Here is a 20,058-nt window from a genome sequence, read left to right as displayed (position 1 = left end):
GCTAGGCAGCGGCAGTCGTACGACGCGTGGACTAGCGGCGTGGCTGTGGACTCGCAGGACTCAAGTCCGGATCGTGGAAAACGCTCAGCAGCGCGGAGTGACCGTCACCGAGATCATGCCGGGCCCGACGTGGGCACCGATCGATGCGCCCACCTCGTCCACCGGGATCGAGTCGACCCCGAGTGCCACGGCCAGGCGGCCCGCCACAGCGTTCGCGATCGAAGGGTTGGCGAGATGCTGCACGCCAATCTGGAAGCCCTTGTCGCACGACTGAGCGCTTTCGACGGCGAGCGCCTCGACCCGCGCAAGCGCCTTCGCGGCCGTACGTACGCGTTCGAGCGGGACGACTACGCCATCCTTGATCGTCAGAATCGGCTTCACGGCGAGCGCCGAACCGATCAGCGCGGCAGCAGGACCTACACGGCCTCCACGCTTGAGGTATTCGAGTGTGTCCACGTACAGCAGGATCGTCGACGACTCCCCTGCTCCACGCGCTGCTGCAGCGACCTCAGCCGCATCCTTGCCAGCGTCGCGTGCCTCAGCGGCACGACCCGCGGCGAAGCCGGTCGCGATGCCTACCTGGGCCGAGTCGACGACTGTCACAGGGACGGGTGAATCCTTGGCGGCGAGCAGTGCAGAGTCGTACGTGCCCGACATCTTCGAGCTCAAGTGCACCGAGACGATCGCCTCGGCTCCCTCATCAGCCAGATCCCGATAGACCCGCAAGAAGTCGTCGGGCGTCGGACGCGAGGTGCTGACCGGTACGAACGAGGCGAGCGCTTCGGCGATCATGTCGGCCGTGACGTCAACACCTTCGGTGTGAACCGCAGCGCCAATGATGACCTGCAGCGGCACGACAGCGATGTTCTCCTTGGCGGCGTCGGCTGGAGCCAACGACGCCGTCGAGTCCGTGACGATCGCTACCTTGGCCATGCGCGAAGACTATCGAGCCAAGGCTCAAACGACGATCGACACGAGCTTTGGCGCGCGGACGATGACTTTGCGCACCTCGCGACCGTCGATCGATCGCACGACATTCGGCTCGGCAAGCGCCAGAGCCTGGAGGTCCTCGTCGCTGATGTCGGGGCTGACCTCGAGCTTGCCGCGTACCTTGCCGAGCACCTGCACGACGCACGTGACGGACTGCTCGACGAGATGGGCTGCGTCTGCCACCGGGTAGGGCGCGCGTGCCAGCGAGTCAGCGTGGCCCAGCTTGGCCCACAGCTCTTCCGCGACGTGCGGCGCGAGCGGAGCCGTCATCAGGACCAAGGGCTCCAGCGCAGCGCGGCTGCGAACGTTGGCCTTGGTCAGGTGGTTCGTCAGCTCGATCAGCTTGGCGATGGCGGTGTTGAACCGCATCTCATCCATGTCGACGCGGACGCCCTCGATCGTCTTGTGCAGCGCATGAAGCGTCTCGGCATCGAGCGCGTCGTCCGTTGCGACCGATTCACCGGAGTCCTCGTCGACCACCAGGCGCCAGACGCGCTGGAGGAATCGCTGAGCACCCACAACGGCGCGGGTCTCCCACGGGCGGGACACGTCGAGCGGGCCCATCGACATCTCGTAGACGCGGAACGTGTCCGCGCCGTACGCGTCGTACATCTCGTCAGGCGTGACGATGTTCTTGAGGCTCTTGCCCATTTTTCCGTACTCGCGATTCACGGGCTTGCCGTCGTACGTGTAGGTCGTCTCGGCGCCATCGACGTGCTCGACGACGTCTTCGGCAGGCACATAGACGCCGCGAGCATCTGTGTAGGCGTAGGCCTGGATGTAGCCCTGGTTGAACAGCTTCTGGAAGGGCTCTTCGCTCGACAGATGGCCGAGATCGAACAGCACCTTGTGCCAGAACCGCGCATAGAGCAGGTGCAGTACGGCGTGCTCGACTCCACCGATGTAGAGGTCGACGCCACCAGTGTCGCCGGCCTTGCGCGGGCCGAGCCAGTAGGCCTCGTTCTCCGGATCGACCAGAGTCTTGTCGTTGTGCGGGTCGGCGTAGCGCAGCTCGTACCAGGACGAGCCGGCCCAGTTGGGCATCGTGTTGGTCTCGCGGCGGTACTTCTTCAGACCGTCGCCGAGGTCGAGCTCGACGTTGACCCAGTCGGGCACGCGCGCCAGTGGCGGCTCGGGCTCGCTGGTGACGTCGTCGGGCTCGAACGTCTTGGGCAGGTAGTCAGGCACTTCGGGCAGCTCAACCGGCAACATCGAGTCGGGCACCGCAATCGGCGATCCGTTCTCGTCGAAGACGATCGGGAACGGCTCGCCCCAATAGCGCTGGCGGCTGAACAGCCAGTCGCGGAGCCTGTATGTCGTGGTGCCGCGGCCCGAACCCTGCTGAGCGAGCCACGCGATGATCGTCGACTTGGCCTCAGCGATGGGGAGACCGTTGAGGTCAATGTCGTCATTCGCTGAGTTGATCGCTGGTCCCTCGCCGAGGAACGGTCCGTCTTCGAACCCCTCCGACGGCTGGACCGTACGGATGATTGGCAGGCCGAACTTCTCGGCGAACTCCCAGTCGCGGGAGTCCTGACCAGGCACGGCCATAATCGCGCCGGTGCCATAGCCCGTGAGCACGTAGTCGGCGATGAACACCGGGAGCGACGTGCCGTTGACTGGGTTGATCGCGTAGGAGCCGGTGAAAACGCCGGTCTTGTCGCGGTTCTCCTGGCGCTCGACGTCGCTCTTGGCACCGGCCGCCGCGCGATAGTCCGCGATCGCTTCGGCGGGCGTTGCCGCTCCCCCGGTCCATGCAGCGTCAACACCATCGGGCCAGGCGGCTGCGGTCAGCTCGCCGACGAGCTCGTGCTCGGGGGCCAGCACGACGTACGTCGCACCGAAAAGCGTGTCGGGACGCGTGGTGAACACGTCGATCTTGGTCTCGGCGCCGTCGACCGCGAAGCTGACCTCGGCGCCGTGTGACCGACCGATCCAGTTGCGCTGCATGTGCTTGACCGATTCGGGCCAGTCCATGCGGTCGAGATCGTCGATGAGGCGGTCGGCGTACGCCGTGATGCGCATCTTCCACTGGCGCAGGTTGCGCGGGAACACCGGGAAGTTGCCGCGTTCGCTGCGACCTTCCGGCGTCACCTCCTCGTTGGAGAGGACGGTTCCGAGCGCCGGACACCAGTTGACGGGTGATTCATCGATGTACGCGAGGCGATGCTGATCGATGACCTGGGGATCGTTGGTGCCGAGCTTCTCAATCAGCTCGCTGATCGGGCGGGCGCGATTGGCATCGGTGTCGTACCAGGACTCGAAGATCTGGATGAAGATCCACTGGGTCCAGCGCATGAATTCGGAGTCGATCGTCGCGAATGAACGGCGGGGATCGTGTGCGAGGCCCAGGCGTCGCAGCTGGCGCCGCATGTTGGCCATGTTGGAGATCGTGTTGCCGCGCGGGTGCTCGCCAGTCTGTACGGCGTGGATCTCGGCCGGCAGACCGAAGGCGTCGTAGCCGAGGGCGTGCAGCACGTTGTCGCCCTGCATTCGGCGGTAGCGGCCGATGACGTCAGTCGCGATGTAGCCGAGCGGGTGGCCAACGTGGAGTCCCGCCCCGGAGGGGTACGGGAACATGTCCATGATGAAGAACTTCTCGCCCGTGACCTCACCGGCGAGATCGCCTGTCGGGTTCGGGGCTTCGAACGTGCCCTCGGTCTCCCAGCGGTCCTGCCAGCGGCGCTCAATGTCGCCTGCGAGGTCGCTCGAGTAGCGATAGGCGGACGGCTTGGGTTCGGGCGTGCTCACTGCCCGAATGTTACCTGTCACAAATCGGGAGGAGTGGCGCCCGTCGCGAGGTGGGCTACGCGTTCTCCCATGGCCGATTCGGGACGTACGACGTGAGTTGCGCCGACGCGCTCGAGCAGGCGCGCATGTTTGTCGTTGATCGCCTTCGCCCACACATCGGAGATGCCAAGATCCACCAGGCTCATCACCGTCAGGACACTCGCCTCGATATCGGTACCAATGCCAACGACCGCCAGGCCGAACGACCCGGCATCGATCTGCTTTAGTGCCTCGGTGTCGGTCGAATCGGCCGCGACGATGTGGGTGAACTCCCCCGCGAGGCGCTGCACAATCTCGGGATTCTCGTCGACCGCGAGCACTTCGTGGCCCAGGCGCACGAGCGACTCGGCAACGGACATGCCGAACCGTCCGAGACCGATCACCAGTACCGGAACCGCCGCAGGACTGCTCTTCCTAGCCAATGATCGGTTGCTCCTCGGGAAGGTGATACCGCGGAATCCTACGCCGGAGCACGAGCGCTCCAGCCGCAGCGATCGTACCGACACGACCGAGGAACATCAGCACGATGATGACGATCTGTGCGTTTGCGGGCAGATCAGGTGTGATGCCCGTGCTCAGTCCCACAGTCGCAAACGCGGACGTGCACTCGAACAGAACTTCGTCGAAGTCGAAATCGGTCATCAGCATGACGAGGAACGTCGTGACCGTCACCAGCATCACGGCAAGCAGGGCGATCGTGATCGCCGTACGTACGACGCGAGGACCAATCGAGCGTGAGCCGATCCTGATTTCGGGATCACCGCGCAACTCCGCCCAGATGACGTAGGCGAGCAGCAGGAAGGTGGTGATCTTGATTCCACCGGCCGTACTGGCGCTGCCGCCGCCGATGAACATCAGGATGACTCCGATGTTGAGCGTCTCGGGACGTACCTCTCCCCAGTCGAAGCTGTTGAGTCCACCCGAACGGGGCATGATCCCGCCCTCGATACCGGTCACCAGTTTGTGCCCGAATCCGCCGCCGCCGAGGGTGTTGGGGTTGTTCCACTCCAATAGGAGGAAGGCTGCGGCACCGACGAAGAGCAGTCCGAACGAGCCCCAGACCGTGAGCCGGGTATGAATCGTCCACTGAGCGGGTCTACGCCATTCCTGGAACAGCTCGGCGAGCACCGGGAAGCCGATCGCGCCGACGAACACTGCGATCGAGATCGGGATGATGATGAGGCCGTCGCCGGCATAGCCCACCAGACTGTCGCGGTTGAGCGAGAAGCCCGCGTTGTTGAACGCCATGACGGCGTCGAACACCCCGTGCCAGATTGCAGTCGGCAGATCGCTGAAGTACGCACCGCGATAGCGCAACGTGAGCACGATGGCAGTGACGGTCTGGAAGAACAGCATCGTGAACGCGACACGTTTGAAGAGCGGTCGCACTTCGCCGATATTGACGACGTGCATGTCCGCCTGGGCGACGAGTCGCGTACGCAGGCCGAGTCGTCCACCGATGAACAAACCGAGGATCGTGGCGAGCGCGATGATGCCGAGACCACCGATCTCGACCAGAACCAGGATGATGCCCTGCCCCGTGGGCGACCAGTATGACGACGTGTCGACCGTCGCCAGGCCGGTGACGGTCACTGCCGACGCTGACGTGAAGAACGCCGCCATGAAACTCGGAGACCCCGCGCCCTCCCGGGCGACCGGCAGCAGCAGAAGCAGGGTGCCCAGGACGATCAAGGCGAAGAATGTCAGCGGCAGCAGACGTACGGGGTGGGAGATCGAAGCCGGCATCTTCAGCCTCATGGTGCGGAGCACGGCACGACGCTACCCCAAAATTTACTGTGACAAGAGTGGCGCGTGGGACTTACGGGATCAGCGGGACAGATGGTAACTTTTTATGTCTGCCGCGTTCGTAGATCGATTTTGCACGTGGACGCACGGAACTCGGTCCGCGCCTAGGGAGTCATCTGACATGACACGTTCACCTTCGACTTCGTCACGACTGCGAGCACGCGTCGGCGTGTTCGTCGGCTCTGTTGCGCTGTTGATGAGCGGTGCCGTCGTCACCGGTGGAGCTGCACAGGCGATCGACGCCCCAACCGGCCTGAAGGCAGTCGACGTTGCGTCCAAGGGCGTTGCCCTCAAATGGAGCAACACCGGCCAAGGCGCTTACCGCGTACGCATGTCGACGAGCTCATCGATGAGCTCCCCTGAGGCCTGGGACGTCCTGGACAACTATTACGAGTGGACCCGCACCGACGCCAGCCCGTCGGCGCGCGCACCACGTCTGACACCGGGCAAGACCTACTACTTCCAGGTTAAGGCCATCAAGCGAGCAGCAGACAGCAGCGACCGCGACTCCCTCAGCAACTACAGCAGCACCCTTGCTGTCACCCTCCCCACGACAGCGCTGCCCGAACTCAAGCCCGTCAAGGTCAAGGCAACAGCCGGTGGCAGCACCTCGCTGCACGTGTCGTGGAGTGATCGCGGGCCGGGCTATTCCTACCTCCTGCGCTTCACACCCAATCCCGACAAGTCGGTCACGAAATGGTCATCGGTCAAGACCGATAGGCCTGCCGTCACCCTCAAGGGACTGACACCGGGCAAGACCTACTACTTCCGGCCGCGCGTCATCGACTCCCTCGGCAAGGGCGCGAGCCCGTACGGCGAGCTCGGCCCTTCAGAGGCGACGCTCGAGAGCACGCCCTCCCCTGGGCTATCAGTCGCCACCTACAACATCCGCAAGAAGTACTCCGACGCTGACTGGACCGCTCGCCGCAAGGCGGTCGCGACCAACATCCTCACCACGGCTCCCGACGTCATCGGCATCCAGGAAGCCATTCCCACCACGTACGGCGTCAATGGCAAGAAGCAGTACGCCGACCTCATGGACCTGATGGGCGACCCGTACGCATATGTCACGAGCGGCTCCGGATCCAGCGGTACTCAACTCGCGTACAACACCGAGCGCCTCACCAAGGTGAAGTCCGGCATCAAGATGCTGTTTGAAGACGGTGCCGCCGAGCGTTACGCCGTCTGGGCGATCTTGAAGGACAAGATCAGCGACAAGTCATTCTTTGTCGTCTCCACGCACCTCGAGCCCGGCACCACTACCCCCGAGCTCAACGCCGTGCGCATCCACCAGGCCCAGGACATCCTCGACCTGGTCGAGGACAACGCCAACGGGCGGCCGACGATCATCGTCGGCGACATGAACACAAGCCGCACGGCAGAGCCCAACAACGGCCAGTACAAGACGTTCACCGGCGCCGGCTACATCGACCCAATCGACAACTCGGTCGCCAACTGGTTCTCAGGCGAGAATGCGACAGCCGAGCACATCGTCAACGCGCAGTACAGCAGCGCCAACAAGTTGGAGAGGAAGGCGCTGCTGTCGTCCTTCCCCAACGGCACCCACATCGACTACATGTACACGTCTCCGAGCATTCGAGTCGCAGTATGGCGTCAGGTACTCAACCTCGACACCACTGGGTCCTTTGTGGGCACGATCCCCTCGGACCACAACATGATGCAGATGACGATCCACCTGCCGTAGCAGGAGTCAAGAACGACGCAGGATCTTCTTGGCGATCGGTACGAGCGGGCGTAGTGCCTTCGACTCCCGGAGCAACTGCTTCTTGGGAGCAAACGGGTACTTCGGCTTGTGCCGGCGCTGGAGAGTCGCCTCGCCCGCTGCCTTGTAGACCTCGGCAACGCGCTTGATCATCGCGTCGTGGGCCGATTCAGACTCTGCGAACAGCGTCTCGACCGGTCCTGGGAAATCAGCCTTGGCAATCTGCTTGTCGTACTCCGGGTTGGCTTTGCCGGCCTCGTAGACATGCTCGACGCCGTTCTTCTCGAGGAACCGAGCGAACTTCTCCCAACGGGCGAGATGTCCGTCATTGAACGCGGTGTAGTCGGTCTGGTCGTACAGATCGGCGGCGTCCGGCTTCTCAGGAAGGTTCGGCACGAGCGTGTGCGGGATCTCGTGATAGCGGGCGAGCTCAAGAGTGCGCGCGTCGTGGGCGAGGACGTGTGCAGGCGTTCCGGCCAGGATCGCGGCAATGTTGCCGTGAATGCGGGTTCCGAAGGAGAACTCCCGCTCGGCGAGGTAGTCGTTCCACGTCGACGGGTCGACGAAGAAGCGCATGCGGTTGGCGCGGTAGAGCGGGTGAGTCGTGTGTGCCGGCAGGTCCGGGCGCTTGTTCGGACGGCGATCGACGCCCCAGAGCAGCATCTCGAGCGAGTCGTGGCCCTGCGGGATGTACGTCATGTGGGGGTACTTCGCCGCGTGACGTATCGACAACTCGTCCATGATCGGGACGTACGGCGACAGATTCATCGTGAAGTGGCTGTCTTCGGTGAGGTGGTCGACCTTCTTGTCGACACGCAGGTCTGCACCGCGACGGAAGAGCGAGGGGCAACCGACGACCTCAACGTGCTCGTCTCCGAAGCCAAGACTTGCCAGATATTCGCGAGTGGTCTCCCCGCGTACGCCGATCGTGGAAGACCGGTCGAGCACTGCCTTCAGGAACCGCTCGATGTTCGCGGTGACCTCGGGCGGGTTGTTGGGGAACGGGTTGTCGAGGCTTCCTGTTCCGCCTGCAACGCCCACTCCCGCGACCACAACAGGGATCTTCAGTCGCTCGATGAGCTGCGTCATCTGCTTCAGATTGCGATAGAACGACGGTCGGAAAGCGTTGGCCAGCGGAATCACGAACTGGTCGAACTCTTCGTTGATGCGCTTGGCATGCGAACGAGAATCGGCCAGTCGCTCGCTGAGGAACGAGTCTGAGACGACGTCCGCGTCCGGAACCGTGATCAGCCGGTGCATCGATTCAGTGAAGATCATGTTGCCCACGTTGCGGCCGAAGACACCCTTCGGATAAAGGGCGAGCGCCTGCTCAGGACTGATGACGTGGAACGGATCCTTCGGGGATCGCACCAGAATTCGCTTCACTTGAACTTCTTCTCAGTTGAATCGGAGAGCCCGCTAGCGGGCGCTGCGGTGACCTACCGGGTCAAAGACGCCGCGCGTCAAAGGCTACTTCGCCGCGACCTTGACGGTGTTGGAGACCTTGGTAGTGCCCGTGCTGGTGGCGATCCGCCAGTACTTCGTGTTGAGAACCGGAACGATGATGAACTCTTCGTTCTTGCCGCTTGGTATCGAATAGACCGCGTGCGTCTTCCACGGTCCCGACGATCCACGCTGCTGCAGACGGAAGACCCCTCCGCCACGGTCCCAGGAGATCAGGAACGGGATCTTGCTACCGCTCTTGACCATCGTGGTCGCGTACAGGCGCGGTGTGGAGCTGTAGGGATGCTGACGGACCGTGTTGATGCTCCAGTTCGACATCGCCTTGGACGTCAGGTTGGGTACATCGACGCCGTCGATCTTGTCGAGTCGGGCGCCGTAGGCGCGCCAAGTCTTGCTGCTCGACATCGCAGCTGAGAGGTGGCCCTTGCCGTTGCTGACAGTGATGTCCTTGTCGTACGACTTCCAGCCGCCCGAGTAGTACTGCAGCTTCACGATGCCGCTGTAGTTCTGCTTGCCGTAGCCCCAGGTGACGACAATGTCGGTCTTGTCGCCGTAGGCCTGCTTGTTGTCCATGGTGAGCGTCGGCGGAACGTTGGCACGAGTGCCGCCGCCTGAGGACGACGCGAGGCCAGCCCCGACCGTGACGGTGGCTGTCTTGGACTTCTGGATGGGCCCCGACGTGGTCGACGGTGGCGACGTCACAGTCGCATGGATCGTGGTAACGCCATCCGCAACACCCGTGAGGACGCCAGTGGTTGGGTTCACCGAAGCGATCGAGGGATTGTCCGAGACCCACGACGTGTTGGTGATCAGCGCGTTGTTCGGGGACGGGTTGGCGCCGAGTCGAATGTGATCGCCGGTCTGGACCTTCAGAGTGCTGGAAGGGCTGATGGCGACCGAGGTAGGCGCTGTCCAGGTCACCTGACCGCGGGCAAGCTGGTAGATCCGCTCCGAGTGCTCTTGGACCGAGTCAGTGATGCCGGTGTCGTTGGCCCGCCAGGCCAGCTCGTCGTACTCCAGGCTGGTGCCGGTGAAGTTCGAAGCGCCGCCGAATGCAGTGGCGTTGCCGCCGTACTTGTAGCTCAGAGTCTTGTCGTGCACGTTGGCGAATTCGACCTTGCCGATCAATTCGCGAAGGTCTTCGCTCATGTTGAAGTAGCCGTCGACGATGTCGGAGATCGCGTTGTCGCCGAGCACGATCTTGATGTCGCAGCTCTGGTTCTTGAGCCGGAGGAGTCCGTCGAGGACTCCCGCTCGCGTGCTGTTGAACAGCGAATGCACTGCATAGACCTTGCAGCCTGGCTTGGCGAGGTTGTCGTCCGCCTGCTTGTTGAGGAACGCTGCCTCAACATCGGTCTGGTCGGTGTGCTCCGAAGCGTTGGTGACACGCCTGGGCGACGGGAGCAGCGTGATGCCCGAGTCGGTCGGCATACCCGCAATAACGCCCGTTGCCGGGTCAACGGTGATCGCAGCCTTGTAGCGCGGGTTGCCGTTGATCGCGGCGGAGGGAGACATTCCGTTGGCGACCTGGATCGACGGAGCGTAGATGCCATCTCGGATGGCCTTGAACGCTTCTTCATCGTCGTAGATCGCGATGCTGATGTTGGCCTTCTTGGAGCCGCTCGAGCCGTTGAGGTTCGACGATGTCATCCAGATGACGTTGTCGTGCATGTTGCCTGCGGAGTCTTTGGCCTTCTCGAAGGCGCCGTACTTGGAGTGCATGAGGTGGTTGGGGCCAGAGAGGCAGCCTCCGTCGCCTGCGCACTCCCGGTAGTCGACTGCACCGTTCTCAACCAAGCGGGCCAGCGAGCTGTTGGCCGCGTAGGCCTCGTTCATGCTCTCCTTGGCGCCAAGGACGTGGATGTATTGCTTGCGCTCGGAGTAGGTGTCGTACTTGTTGGCTAGGTTGATGTACGCCGCAGTCGGGGAGAACACTTCGTCACGATGAGTGACGGTCCACTTGTAGTTGCCAGTGTCGTCGGGAAGGTCGGCCTTGCTGACCGACCTGTCGTCGTACAGACTGTTGAACAGGGTCGTGTAGGAGTGATAGCCCGCCGGCACCGAGTTGACGAGTGACGCAAACGCGTTGACAGTGCGCCAGTCCATACCGGTCTCGTTGTCGCCGACTGAGCCGTAGATCTCCACGCGACGGCCGTTCGGGTACGACACGTCATTGGGGGCCGGACGAATGGCATCGAACGAGTTGGGATCGTCAAGATTGACGTAGCGATTGTTCTCGCGCGGCTGCGTATCGGCCGATGCGGGAAAGCCCGCCGGGACCAGGAGCGTCGCTAGAAGTGCCAGGGCACAGAAAACCGAGAACCTACGTGGCATGAAAATGACTTCCCCTGATCGACGAAAGCGTCCCGAACAGGATACATACCTTTCTGGCCTTCGTACGTCGCGAGTGACGAGGCACTCACGCGATCAGCGGATCTGGCCGCGCAATGCCTTGGCTGCAAGGCTGAGCCGACGGCGTACTGGCACGGACGGAGTCTTGTCGCTCACTACGCCCAGAGCACGCGCTGGCTGCTCCAGCGAGGCGTCGAAGGCGGCGAGCGCCTCACCAGGCGCCTCGTAGGCCGATTTGAGCGAGTTGCGCGCCAGGAAGGCCGTGAAACGGTCGAAATTGCCGCGATAAGCCTCGTTGAACGCCGTGTAGTCCTGCCGCGACGCGACCTCAGCTGCCGAAGCGGTGGGGCCCATGTCTTCGATCAGGGTGTGCGGCAGGTGGTGATGCTGGGCTACCTCGAGGGTGCGCGAGTCGTGAACCATCAGATGTGCCGAGGTTCCGGCCAGTGTCGCCGCCACCGTGCCGTGCAGGCGCGGGCCGAAGGCGAAGTCATAGCTCTCCATGTGCCGGATCCACGACCAAGCAGTCGGGAAGTACTCCAGACGGTGTTCGCGGTAGGCGCGATGGGCTGTCTTCACCGGGAACCGCGGGTCACCGGGCCACGTCGCACGAGTCTCTTCGCCCGTGATGACCATCCTGGCGCCAATCGTCTCCTGCATGTAGACGCTCGACTTCGGGTACTCGGTGATGGTGCGGTCGAGAAGCCCTGCCGTCGACGCGATGCGGTGGTCGAACGACAGTGACATTTTGGAACGCTTGCCCAGGCGTACAGGCTTCTCCGGCATGCGGAAGTCAGGGCCCCACATGAACAGGGACGGGCATCCGATGATGTCGATCCGGTCGGCCGGAAAGCCGAGGTATTCGAGGTACTTCTTGCTGACCTCACCTCGGACGCCGATCGACTCTGATCGGTCGAGAACTGCAGCCACGAACCGGCGAGCTGCCGCCTCGTGCTCAGCAATCTCGGCCGCAGAGGCAGCGATACCGGTGACCCGGCTCGGCACGAAGGTTCCGTCGCGCACGTCCTGCAGACGCAGCTGGGCGCCGATGCCCACGACCGTCACGGGGACCGTCAGACGTTCCACCAGGTCAGCCCACGCGTCGAGGTTCTTGAGGTTCTGAAGGCGAAATGAGCTCGACAGTGGCAGAACCAGGCGGTCACACTCGGAGTTGATCCACTCGGCACGCTCTTCGACCGGCCCCTTGCCGAACTTGCCGTACGAGATGGTCCGCACGTCGACGTCGTCGCGCACGAGGGCGCGGTGCGTTGAAAATTGGTAGAGCAGATTGCCCTGGTTGCTTCCGATGAAGCCGATCGACTTCAGTGGGTCGAGATTGGCTGTCGGCGACTGGCACGAACGGACCAGGATCTGTTCACGCTTGATGTTGTCGTCCACCCTGGTTCCCTCACTGTCGCTGGGCACGCCGATGATTCTCTCATTCGGACAGCGTGGGCCACACATCGCCCGAGCCGCGCGCACCTCGACTGGCTCCGTCTTTCAGCGGAGTCTAGGCTTGCGAGAGCGTCGGCGGGCAATCGGCCCGGCGACGTACGTACGAATGAGGTGAATATGCCCGCGTGGTTGAGTCGACTGCTCGACTCCCCGAGGGATCTCGCCATTGCGGGTGCCAGCCTCGTGGCTGTAGCGGCCGTGGTGACCGCACTGTTCGTCCTTCCGGCCGACTCCAACGGTGGCGGCAAGCCGAGTGCTGAGTCACCCTCTGCTGGCTCCTCCTCTGCTGCACCGTCCGCCGAGGCCTCGCCGTCCAGCCTCCCGCCTGACAAGGACAAGTACTGTCCTGCGTTCCGCCAGATGCAGAAGGGTGGCTTGGCGGACTCCGGCGACAAGGAAGAGGAGGGCGTGGATACGTCCGAGCTGTCCAAGCTGTTCGACCAGCTCCTCTCTCGCTACAGCAAGGCGGAACGGGTGGCTCCGCTGAGTCTGAGGGACGACTACGCCAAGGCCCTGGGCTTCCTCCGTGAAGGCAAGAAGGCGGCCGACTCCAACGATCCCGAGCTCCTCAAAGCCCTCGCGGTGAACCTCGAGACTCTCAACGCCTCGATGGACGCCATTCAGACCAAATCTGCCAAGTTCTGCCGCTGAGCCAACGGAAGAATCTCCTCAAGTACGCTGTCAATCTCCCCGCCATACCCCGCAGAAAGGGCACCATGCCGCCTTCACTTCGTTCTGGATTCTCATCAATCCGGTACATGGGGCGGGCCCTCGGTGGCCTCACGACCGTCCTCAATCTTCTGAGCGTTCTCACCGCCGCCATCGCGATCAGCTATCCCGCCTCGACCACCGCCCGCATAGCGGTGCTTGTCATGGCTGTATTGATCATCGGACACGTCGTGCTCGAGGAAGTTCAGTCAAGACGCTCTGGCGAGGCTCCAGCCTTGTTGATGGGCAAAGTGCCCCTTCCTCGTGCCGCCACCGCTTTGGCCGCGCTGGCTTTGACGGTCGCGCACGACCGTTCCTGGTGGGTTGTCGCGGTGACATCGGTACTTCTTGCCCTGATCGTCGTCGAAGGGGCCGTACGACGCCCTGTCATCAACGCGACTCCTCAGTCCGCCAACATCCCGGGTCGGGACGTCGCGCTGCCGTCGACTCCTGTCGCCAATGCCTACTTCTCGCTGACCACGACGGCCGTACTGCTGCTCTTGGTGTCGGCCGCGTTCCACTGGTCCCAGCTTCCGGCGACGGTCGCGACCGTGGCCACCCTCGGCGCGGCGACGTTGGTCGGCAAACAATCCGCCTCGTACCTGATTGGTCGCAACCGGTTCGAGCGCGAACTGCCGAAGATCATGCTCGAACTCGCTCCGGCGTTCGCCTTCCACTGGCAGGCACCGGCCGGCACCGCCTACCAAGCCACGATGTGGCTGCCGTACCTCGACCGCATTGGTGCCCCGTATTTCGTGCTCGTCCGCACGATCGCGAACTTCCATGAGGTTTCGAAGATGACCAAGGCCCCCGTGATCCTCCGGGTTGGCCTCGAGGATCTCGATCCGGTCATCTGCCCGTCGATGAAGGCCGTGTTCTACGCCAACACCGCCGTACGCAACTCACACATGATCCGGTTCACGCATCTGACGCATATCCAGCTGAACCACGGCGACAGCGACAAGATCGCCAGCGTCAGCCCGACTTTCCGCCAGTACGACCGCAACTTCGTCGCAGGTCAGGCCGCGATTGACCGATTTGCCAAGCATGGGGTCTCGACCCTGCCGGAGCAGTTCGAGATCGTCGGACGCCCCCAACTTGAGCACGTGCACCAGGCTGGCCAGCCGATTGCAGAGATCGACAAGCCCACAGTTCTCTACAGCCCCACCTGGTCGGGCTTCTACGAAGACTCCGACTACAGCTCGTTGTCTGCAGGCAAGAAGATCGTCGAAGCCCTGCTCGCGCGTGACTGCACCGTCGTGTTCCGACCGCACCCGTACGGTCGCCGACACAAAGGCAACGCCCGCGCGTGCGACGAGATCATCGCTCTGCTGGAGCAGCACTCGCGCGACACGGGAACTGCGCACGTGTTCGGCCCAGCAGCCGAGACGGAGATGTCAGTGGTCGACTGTTTCAACGCCAGTGACGCGATGATCTCGGACGTGTCGAGTGTCGCCTCGGACTTCCTGATCTCGGGCAAGCCGTTCGCGATGACTGCTGTGTCGGCCCATGGAGACGCGTTCCTCGAAGGTTTCCCGCTGGCACGCGCCGCGTACGTCATCGATGTCGTCAAGAAGGTCGCCGGCGGACTCGACGAGGCGCTCGACGACATGTTGGGTCCAGACTCGCATGCTTCGACCCGCAACGGGCTGCGCACGTACTACCTCAGCGACACTCCGCCTGAGCGGATCACCGAGCGCTTCCTTGAGGTCAGCAGAAGCTACCTCGCCTAGCGCGAACGCCTACGGCAGGTAGACAGTCGCCCGAACCAGGTTGTGGTCCGAGGGAATCGTGCCGATGAAGCGGCCTGCCGAGTCGAGCTTCGCGACGACCTGGAACTGCGAGACCCGCATTCTCGATACAAAGATGTGGTCGAGGAATGCCGGATTGGAACGGCGCGGCGCCGTCCGGTTCAGCCCGTTCGAAGTTGTGAGGTTGCCGTCGACAACCTTCTCCGCCATTCCGAGCTTCTTCGATTGGACGAGTGGGTCGATGTAGCCGGCGCCGGTGATTGTGCCGTAGATGCTGTTGCTCTTGGTCCGGGAGCCGCCTGAGTTGAAGTCGCCGACCAAGATCACGGGCAGGTGGTGGGTGTTGACCGCCTTCAGCGCTGCCACGATCTGGCGCGCCTCGGATGCGTGTTGCGCCCGGACACTGCCGGACGTGCCAGGCGTGAGGTGAGTGTTCGCGAAGATGAACTGCTTGCCCGTGCTGCGCTGCTCGAAGACGGACCACGCGAGATAGCGGGTCGTGCCGCGGAATCGTGAGCTGCCAGCCAAGGCCTGATAGCCCTCGGCCACCTGCTTGAGCTTCGTCGTGTTGTAGACCGTGCGGGTCTCCCCCGTGGGTCCCTTCTTGTTCGATCGAGTCACTGCCCAATCGGAGCCCAGGTGGTTGACGATGTCCTGGTACTGCGGCGGACCGCCCGGTGTGTAGGACGGCACGGCCTCCTGGAGGCCTACGACGTCAAGGTGGCTGTCCTTGATCAGGTCAACAACGGCAGCGCGTCGTGCTGACCAATTGCCCTTGCGCCACTTGAGCACGTTGTAGGTGCCGACACCCATGGGCTCGTAAGCGGCAGTCGTCGATTGCAGGGTCTTCGACCATGCGCTGAGCGGGCCGCCATCCTTGCTGACGACTCGAACGCGTACGGCGTAGCTCGTGTTGGGCTCAAGCGTGGCCAGCTTCTTCTGGCGCTTGGTCGTTGGCACCACGACGGGACTGCTGAACTTCTCGCTGTTGTCGATCTGAGCCTCGAAGCGAGCCTTCTTCACGCCGGACGTCCAGCGCGCTGTGACGTTGGTCGACTTCGCATTGGGCAGCGACAGCTTGGGAGCCTTGTAAGGGAAGGCGGTGGTGAACCGGACCAATCGGCTCGGGTCGCTCGCGTCGCCCTTGTCGTCGATCGCCACGACGCGCAAGAAGTAGGTGGTGCCGGGGATCAGCGCACGAAGCGAGAGGCGGTTGCGCGTGACCTTCTCGGTCTTCGCGTCCGAGAAGTCGACCTTCTTCGAGTACTGCACGCGGAACGCCTCAGCCAAGCCTCGGTCCCACAGCGCCTCGGCGCTCGTGCTCTCAGACACGACCCGTACGTCGTTCGGCGACGGCGGCCCGGAATCCAGGATCTTGGGAATCCACCAGATCGACGACAGAAGGACAATCGCGAGTACGACGCCTCCCGCAATCTGGGGTGTCCGATTCGAACGGCGCACGCTGCGGCGGCGGGATCCACTCAGACGAGACGAAGCTTTGCGGCTTGCCGAGCCACGGTCCTTGGGGACGTGGCGCCGACGGCCCGGCGAGGTCACCACGTACGTGATCCGGACGTGCGTGAGTGCAACGCGACGGCATCGCGGCGTCTGATCACGTCAGACACGGGGAAAGGGTGCGCGAGCGGCGACGATAGACTGTCCCGGTGAACCGCCCCAAGATCGCCATCGTCATCGTGACGTTCAATCGATCGGGATATCTCCAAGACCTCCTTGTCAGTGCCGCGGCGATGGAGACCGACCCGCATGCGATCGTCGTCGTCGACAACGCCAGCACCGACGACACCCAGGACGTACTCGCCTCTGCGGCGACCAGCTTCCCCGCAGGGATGCTTATCAACCACCAGCTCAAGACTAACACCGGCGGGTCCGGCGGATTTAGCGAAGGGACCAAGGTTGCGCTCGAACTGGGCGCCGACTGGGTATGGCTGATGGACGACGATGTCGAGATTCTCCCCGACGCGCTCGAACAGTTCGCCCCATGGATGGAGCGGTTCAAGGTCATCCACGGACGTCGCTACGACTTCGACGGCACCCCGTTCTACTGGCAGGCCAAGTTCAACGAGTTCCTCGGAGTGCCACTCCCCTACAGCGGCAAGCAGTTCAACCGCGAGGGCTTCGCGGTCACCAACTCCGGCACGTTCGAGGGCATGCTCATCAAGGCCGACATCGTCCGCGAGATCGGCCTGCCCGACCCGCGCTTCTTCATCTCCTGGGACGACGCCGCGTACGCGTGGCTTGCAGCCCAGCACACGAAGGTTGTCTACGTCGACGCGTTCGTCCTCAAGCGCAAGCGTGAGCAGAAGCAGGTCAACCTCGGCATCCGTCACCTCAACGACGGCAGCCCACTGTTCCGCTTCCACGTCATCCGCAACCGCGCCTACGTCGGCAAGTACTTCAGGGAGTACGGCAAGCTCAACCGCTTCGGGTTCGGCCTCGGTACGGCACTGACCTTCGCCAAGGAGATCTTCCGCCTGGTCGTCGTCCAGCACACGCTCAAGGGTTTCGGCGATCTTGTCCGTGGCTTCCGCGCCAACCGGGCGCTGTGGCGGGACAAGACGTGGCGTCCGATGGATCCCGCAGACGTACCGGCACAATTGACTAATGACCGCTGACCTTCTCATCGTCGGCTCGGGATTCTTCGGGCTGACGATCGCGGACCGTTGCGCCCGTGAGCTCGACCTCAAGGTCCAGGTCATCGACCGGCGCGATCACATCGGCGGCAACGCCTACAGCGAGATCGATCCAGAGACCGGCATCGAGGTGCACCGCTACGGTGCGCACCTGTTCCACACGTCCAACAAGCGGGTCTGGGACTACGTCAACCAGTTCACTGACTTCACGCCATACGTGCATCACGTCTACACGACGTACAAGGACGAAGTGTTCCCGATGCCGATCAACCTCGGCACGATCAACCAGTTCCAACGGGCTGCGTACACGCCCGAAGAAGCACGCGCGTGGGTCGTCGAGCAGGCGGCCATGCTTGAGGGTGAGCCGACCAACCTCGAGGAGAAGGCGATCTCGCTGATCGGCCAGCCCCTCTACGAGGCGTTCATCAAGGGCTACACGGCCAAGCAGTGGCAGACCGACCCGCGGGAGCTGGCGGCGGAGATCATCAGCCGCCTCCCGGTCCGCTACACGTACGACAACCGCTACTTCTCGGACACGTACGAAGGTCTGCCGGTCGACGGCTACACCGCATGGCTCGAGAAGATGGCAGACCACCCCAACATCACCGTGACCCTCGACACCGACTTCTTCGACGAGTCGCAGCCGTGGAACAAGGCCGACGTCGTCGGGCAGATCCCGGTCGTCTTCACCGGCCCGATCGACCGCTACTTCGACTTCAAGCATGGCGACCTGTCGTGGCGCACGCTCGACTTCGAATCCGAAGTGCTGCCGATCGGCGACTTCCAGGGCACGCCGGTCATGAACTACGCCGACGAGTCGATCGACTACACGCGCATCCATGAGTTCCGCCATTTCCACCCTGAACGCGACTACCCGGATGACAAGACGATCATCATGCGGGAGTTCAGCCGGTTCGCGGAGCACACCGACGAGCCCTACTACCCCGTCAACACGCCTCAGGATCGCGAGCGACTACTGTCCTACCGCGAGCTGGCCAAGGACGAAGCCAACGTGCTGTTCGGCGGCAGGCTCGGCACGTACCAGTACCTCGACATGCACATGGCCATCGGAGCGGCGCTCAGCATGTACGACAACAAACTCGCCCCACACTTCACCAATGGCTTGCCCCTCGACGGACCTGGTCTGGTCGACGATGGCGTCTGAGGCCCGCGTCGGACTGACCCGTCGCCTGCAGCTGTGGGCGATCAAACGCCTGCGCCGCTCGCGCTTCCTGCCGGTCGGCATGCCCGACAAGGTCACCGACGAGGACCGTCTGGGCAAGCCGTTCGCCCAGCAGGTGATGGTCTACTTCCCGACGGCCAAGGACAGCCTCTACCAGCTACGCCCCTGGTTCCACGCTCTCAAGGCACTCGACGCGGTCCACCCCATCGTCTGCGTCTTCAAGGACTCACGCACCGCCAAGGTCGTCCGCAAGGAGACCGACTTCGACTGCGTGACGCTCGCCCGCTACGGCCAGCTCGACGAGATCCTGTCGCTGAGTGAGATCAAGCTCGCGCTCTACGTGAACCACGATCCCGTCAACTTCGAATCGCTCCGCTTCAGCTCGATGGTGCACGTCTATCTCGGTCACGGCGACAGCGACAAGGGCGTGTCCGTCTCCAACCAGGTCAAGGCGTACGACTTCTGCTTCCTCGCCGGCCAGGCAGCGCTGGACCGTACGCTCTCGGCGGTCATGTCGTACGACGCGGAGGCCCGCAGCGTGCTGATCGGCCAGCCGCAACTCGACGCCGCTGAGAAGTTCGAGGGTGAGCCGTCGCCCGATGGCCGACAGACCGTCCTCTACGCGCCCACGTGGGAGGCCTCGCAGCCGTCCGTGTCGTACGGGTCGGTCGAGACTCACGGCGAGAAGATCATGCAGCAGCTCCTGGGCCACTACCGGGTGATCTATCGCCCGCACCCGCTCAACGGTGTCATCCGACCGTCCTACGCCGAAGTCGACAAGGCCGTGCGGCTGCTCGCCGAGCGCATCGACACTGACGTACCGCTTGAGAAGTCGTTCGCAGACGCCGACCTGCTAATCACCGACGTCTCCGCCGTCACGCTCAACTGGCTGCCGACTGGCAAGCCCCTGCTGGTGACGACGCCCTCAGTGCCCTATCCCCCGAGCCGGCTGATGATCATCGTTCCTCAGCTGTCGGCCAAGGACGACATTGCCGCCGAGGTCGAGGAGCAGCTGACGAAGGATCCGACCAAGGCACTGCGCAAGAAGCTCATCACGTACTACCTCGGCAACCCGAAGCCAGGTGTGGCGACCAAGAACTTCGTCGAGGCCTGCACCAACGCAATCGAACTGCGTGATCGCGAGTGGGCCGAGAAGCAGATCACCGGCGCAACGGGACCGTAAGG

Annotated in this window: 14 protein-coding genes; 6 read left to right on the top strand and 8 right to left on the bottom strand. The window is 63.2% G+C overall.

What is annotated here, in order from left to right; all coding sequences use genetic code 11:
• Positions 1-84: 84 nt before the first annotated feature.
• From J2X11_RS07155 to J2X11_RS07140, 4 genes are read right to left on the bottom strand one after another with little or no spacing between them, the layout of a single operon-like run.
• On the bottom strand, positions 85-933 hold the full coding sequence (locus J2X11_RS07155; protein ID WP_309968591.1) for a DegV family protein: 849 nt from the start codon (positions 931-933) through the stop codon (positions 85-87).
• Between the two features lie 24 nt (positions 934-957).
• Positions 958-3,741, bottom strand: a complete 2,784-nt coding sequence (gene leuS, locus J2X11_RS07150; protein ID WP_309968589.1) for a leucine--tRNA ligase — start codon at positions 3,739-3,741, stop codon at positions 958-960.
• A 17-nt stretch (positions 3,742-3,758) separates the two neighbouring features.
• Positions 3,759-4,163: a potassium channel family protein gene (locus J2X11_RS07145; protein ID WP_309972310.1), complete on the bottom strand. Its 405-nt coding sequence runs from the start codon at positions 4,161-4,163 to the stop codon at positions 3,759-3,761.
• A 31-nt stretch (positions 4,164-4,194) separates the two neighbouring features.
• On the bottom strand, positions 4,195-5,550 hold the full coding sequence (locus tag J2X11_RS07140; protein WP_309968586.1) for a TrkH family potassium uptake protein: 1,356 nt from the start codon (positions 5,548-5,550) through the stop codon (positions 4,195-4,197).
• A 157-nt stretch (positions 5,551-5,707) separates the two neighbouring features.
• Between J2X11_RS07140 and J2X11_RS07135 the strand changes: the two genes are divergently transcribed.
• The gene (locus tag J2X11_RS07135; protein WP_309968583.1) at positions 5,708-7,291 is read left to right on the top strand and encodes a fibronectin type III domain-containing protein; all 1,584 of its coding nucleotides are present in this window, start codon (positions 5,708-5,710) and stop codon (positions 7,289-7,291) included.
• Positions 7,292-7,297: 6 nt separating this feature from the next.
• Here J2X11_RS07135 and J2X11_RS07130 read toward each other — a convergent pair whose 3' ends face one another.
• From J2X11_RS07130 to J2X11_RS07120, 3 genes are all read right to left on the bottom strand, one after another.
• On the bottom strand, positions 7,298-8,695 hold the full coding sequence (locus J2X11_RS07130; protein WP_309968580.1) for a polysaccharide pyruvyl transferase family protein: 1,398 nt from the start codon (positions 8,693-8,695) through the stop codon (positions 7,298-7,300).
• Positions 8,696-8,779: 84 nt separating this feature from the next.
• A complete protein-coding gene (locus J2X11_RS07125) occupies positions 8,780-11,107 on the bottom strand; it encodes an Ig-like domain-containing protein (RefSeq protein ID WP_309968578.1) in 2,328 nt (775 codons plus the stop codon).
• Positions 11,108-11,200: 93 nt separating this feature from the next.
• On the bottom strand, positions 11,201-12,550 hold the full coding sequence (locus J2X11_RS07120) for a polysaccharide pyruvyl transferase family protein (protein WP_309968575.1): 1,350 nt from the start codon (positions 12,548-12,550) through the stop codon (positions 11,201-11,203).
• 147 nt (positions 12,551-12,697) lie between these two features.
• Between J2X11_RS07120 and J2X11_RS07115 the strand changes: the two genes are divergently transcribed.
• On the top strand, positions 12,698-13,231 hold the full coding sequence (locus tag J2X11_RS07115) for a hypothetical protein (RefSeq protein WP_309968573.1): 534 nt from the start codon (positions 12,698-12,700) through the stop codon (positions 13,229-13,231).
• A gap of 107 nt (positions 13,232-13,338) precedes the next feature.
• The gene (locus J2X11_RS07110; RefSeq protein WP_309968571.1) at positions 13,339-15,021 is read left to right on the top strand and encodes a CDP-glycerol glycerophosphotransferase family protein; all 1,683 of its coding nucleotides are present in this window, start codon (positions 13,339-13,341) and stop codon (positions 15,019-15,021) included.
• A 9-nt stretch (positions 15,022-15,030) separates the two neighbouring features.
• On the opposite strand, the gene J2X11_RS07105 is transcribed toward J2X11_RS07110, so the two are convergent.
• Positions 15,031-16,500: an endonuclease/exonuclease/phosphatase family protein gene (locus tag J2X11_RS07105; protein WP_309968568.1), complete on the bottom strand. Its 1,470-nt coding sequence runs from the start codon at positions 16,498-16,500 to the stop codon at positions 15,031-15,033.
• A gap of 203 nt (positions 16,501-16,703) precedes the next feature.
• Between J2X11_RS07105 and J2X11_RS07100 the strand changes: the two genes are divergently transcribed.
• From J2X11_RS07100 to J2X11_RS07090, 3 genes are read left to right on the top strand one after another with little or no spacing between them, the layout of a single operon-like run.
• A complete protein-coding gene (locus J2X11_RS07100; protein WP_309968564.1) occupies positions 16,704-17,672 on the top strand; it encodes a glycosyltransferase in 969 nt (322 codons plus the stop codon).
• The gene (gene glf, locus J2X11_RS07095) at positions 17,662-18,855 is read left to right on the top strand and encodes a UDP-galactopyranose mutase (RefSeq protein WP_309968561.1); all 1,194 of its coding nucleotides are present in this window, start codon (positions 17,662-17,664) and stop codon (positions 18,853-18,855) included. Before J2X11_RS07100 ends, glf begins: the two co-directional genes overlap by 11 nt.
• A complete protein-coding gene (locus tag J2X11_RS07090) occupies positions 18,809-20,056 on the top strand; it encodes a CDP-glycerol glycerophosphotransferase family protein (protein WP_309968557.1) in 1,248 nt (415 codons plus the stop codon). Before glf ends, J2X11_RS07090 begins: the two co-directional genes overlap by 47 nt.
• Positions 20,057-20,058 lie beyond the last annotated feature (2 nt).

This window comes from Aeromicrobium panaciterrae (genome assembly GCF_031457275.1).
Classification (GTDB): domain Bacteria; phylum Actinomycetota; class Actinomycetes; order Propionibacteriales; family Nocardioidaceae; genus Aeromicrobium; species Aeromicrobium panaciterrae_A.
The sequence above is the reverse complement of the archived record's forward strand: the minus strand, read 5'-3'. Positions and strand labels throughout refer to the sequence as shown.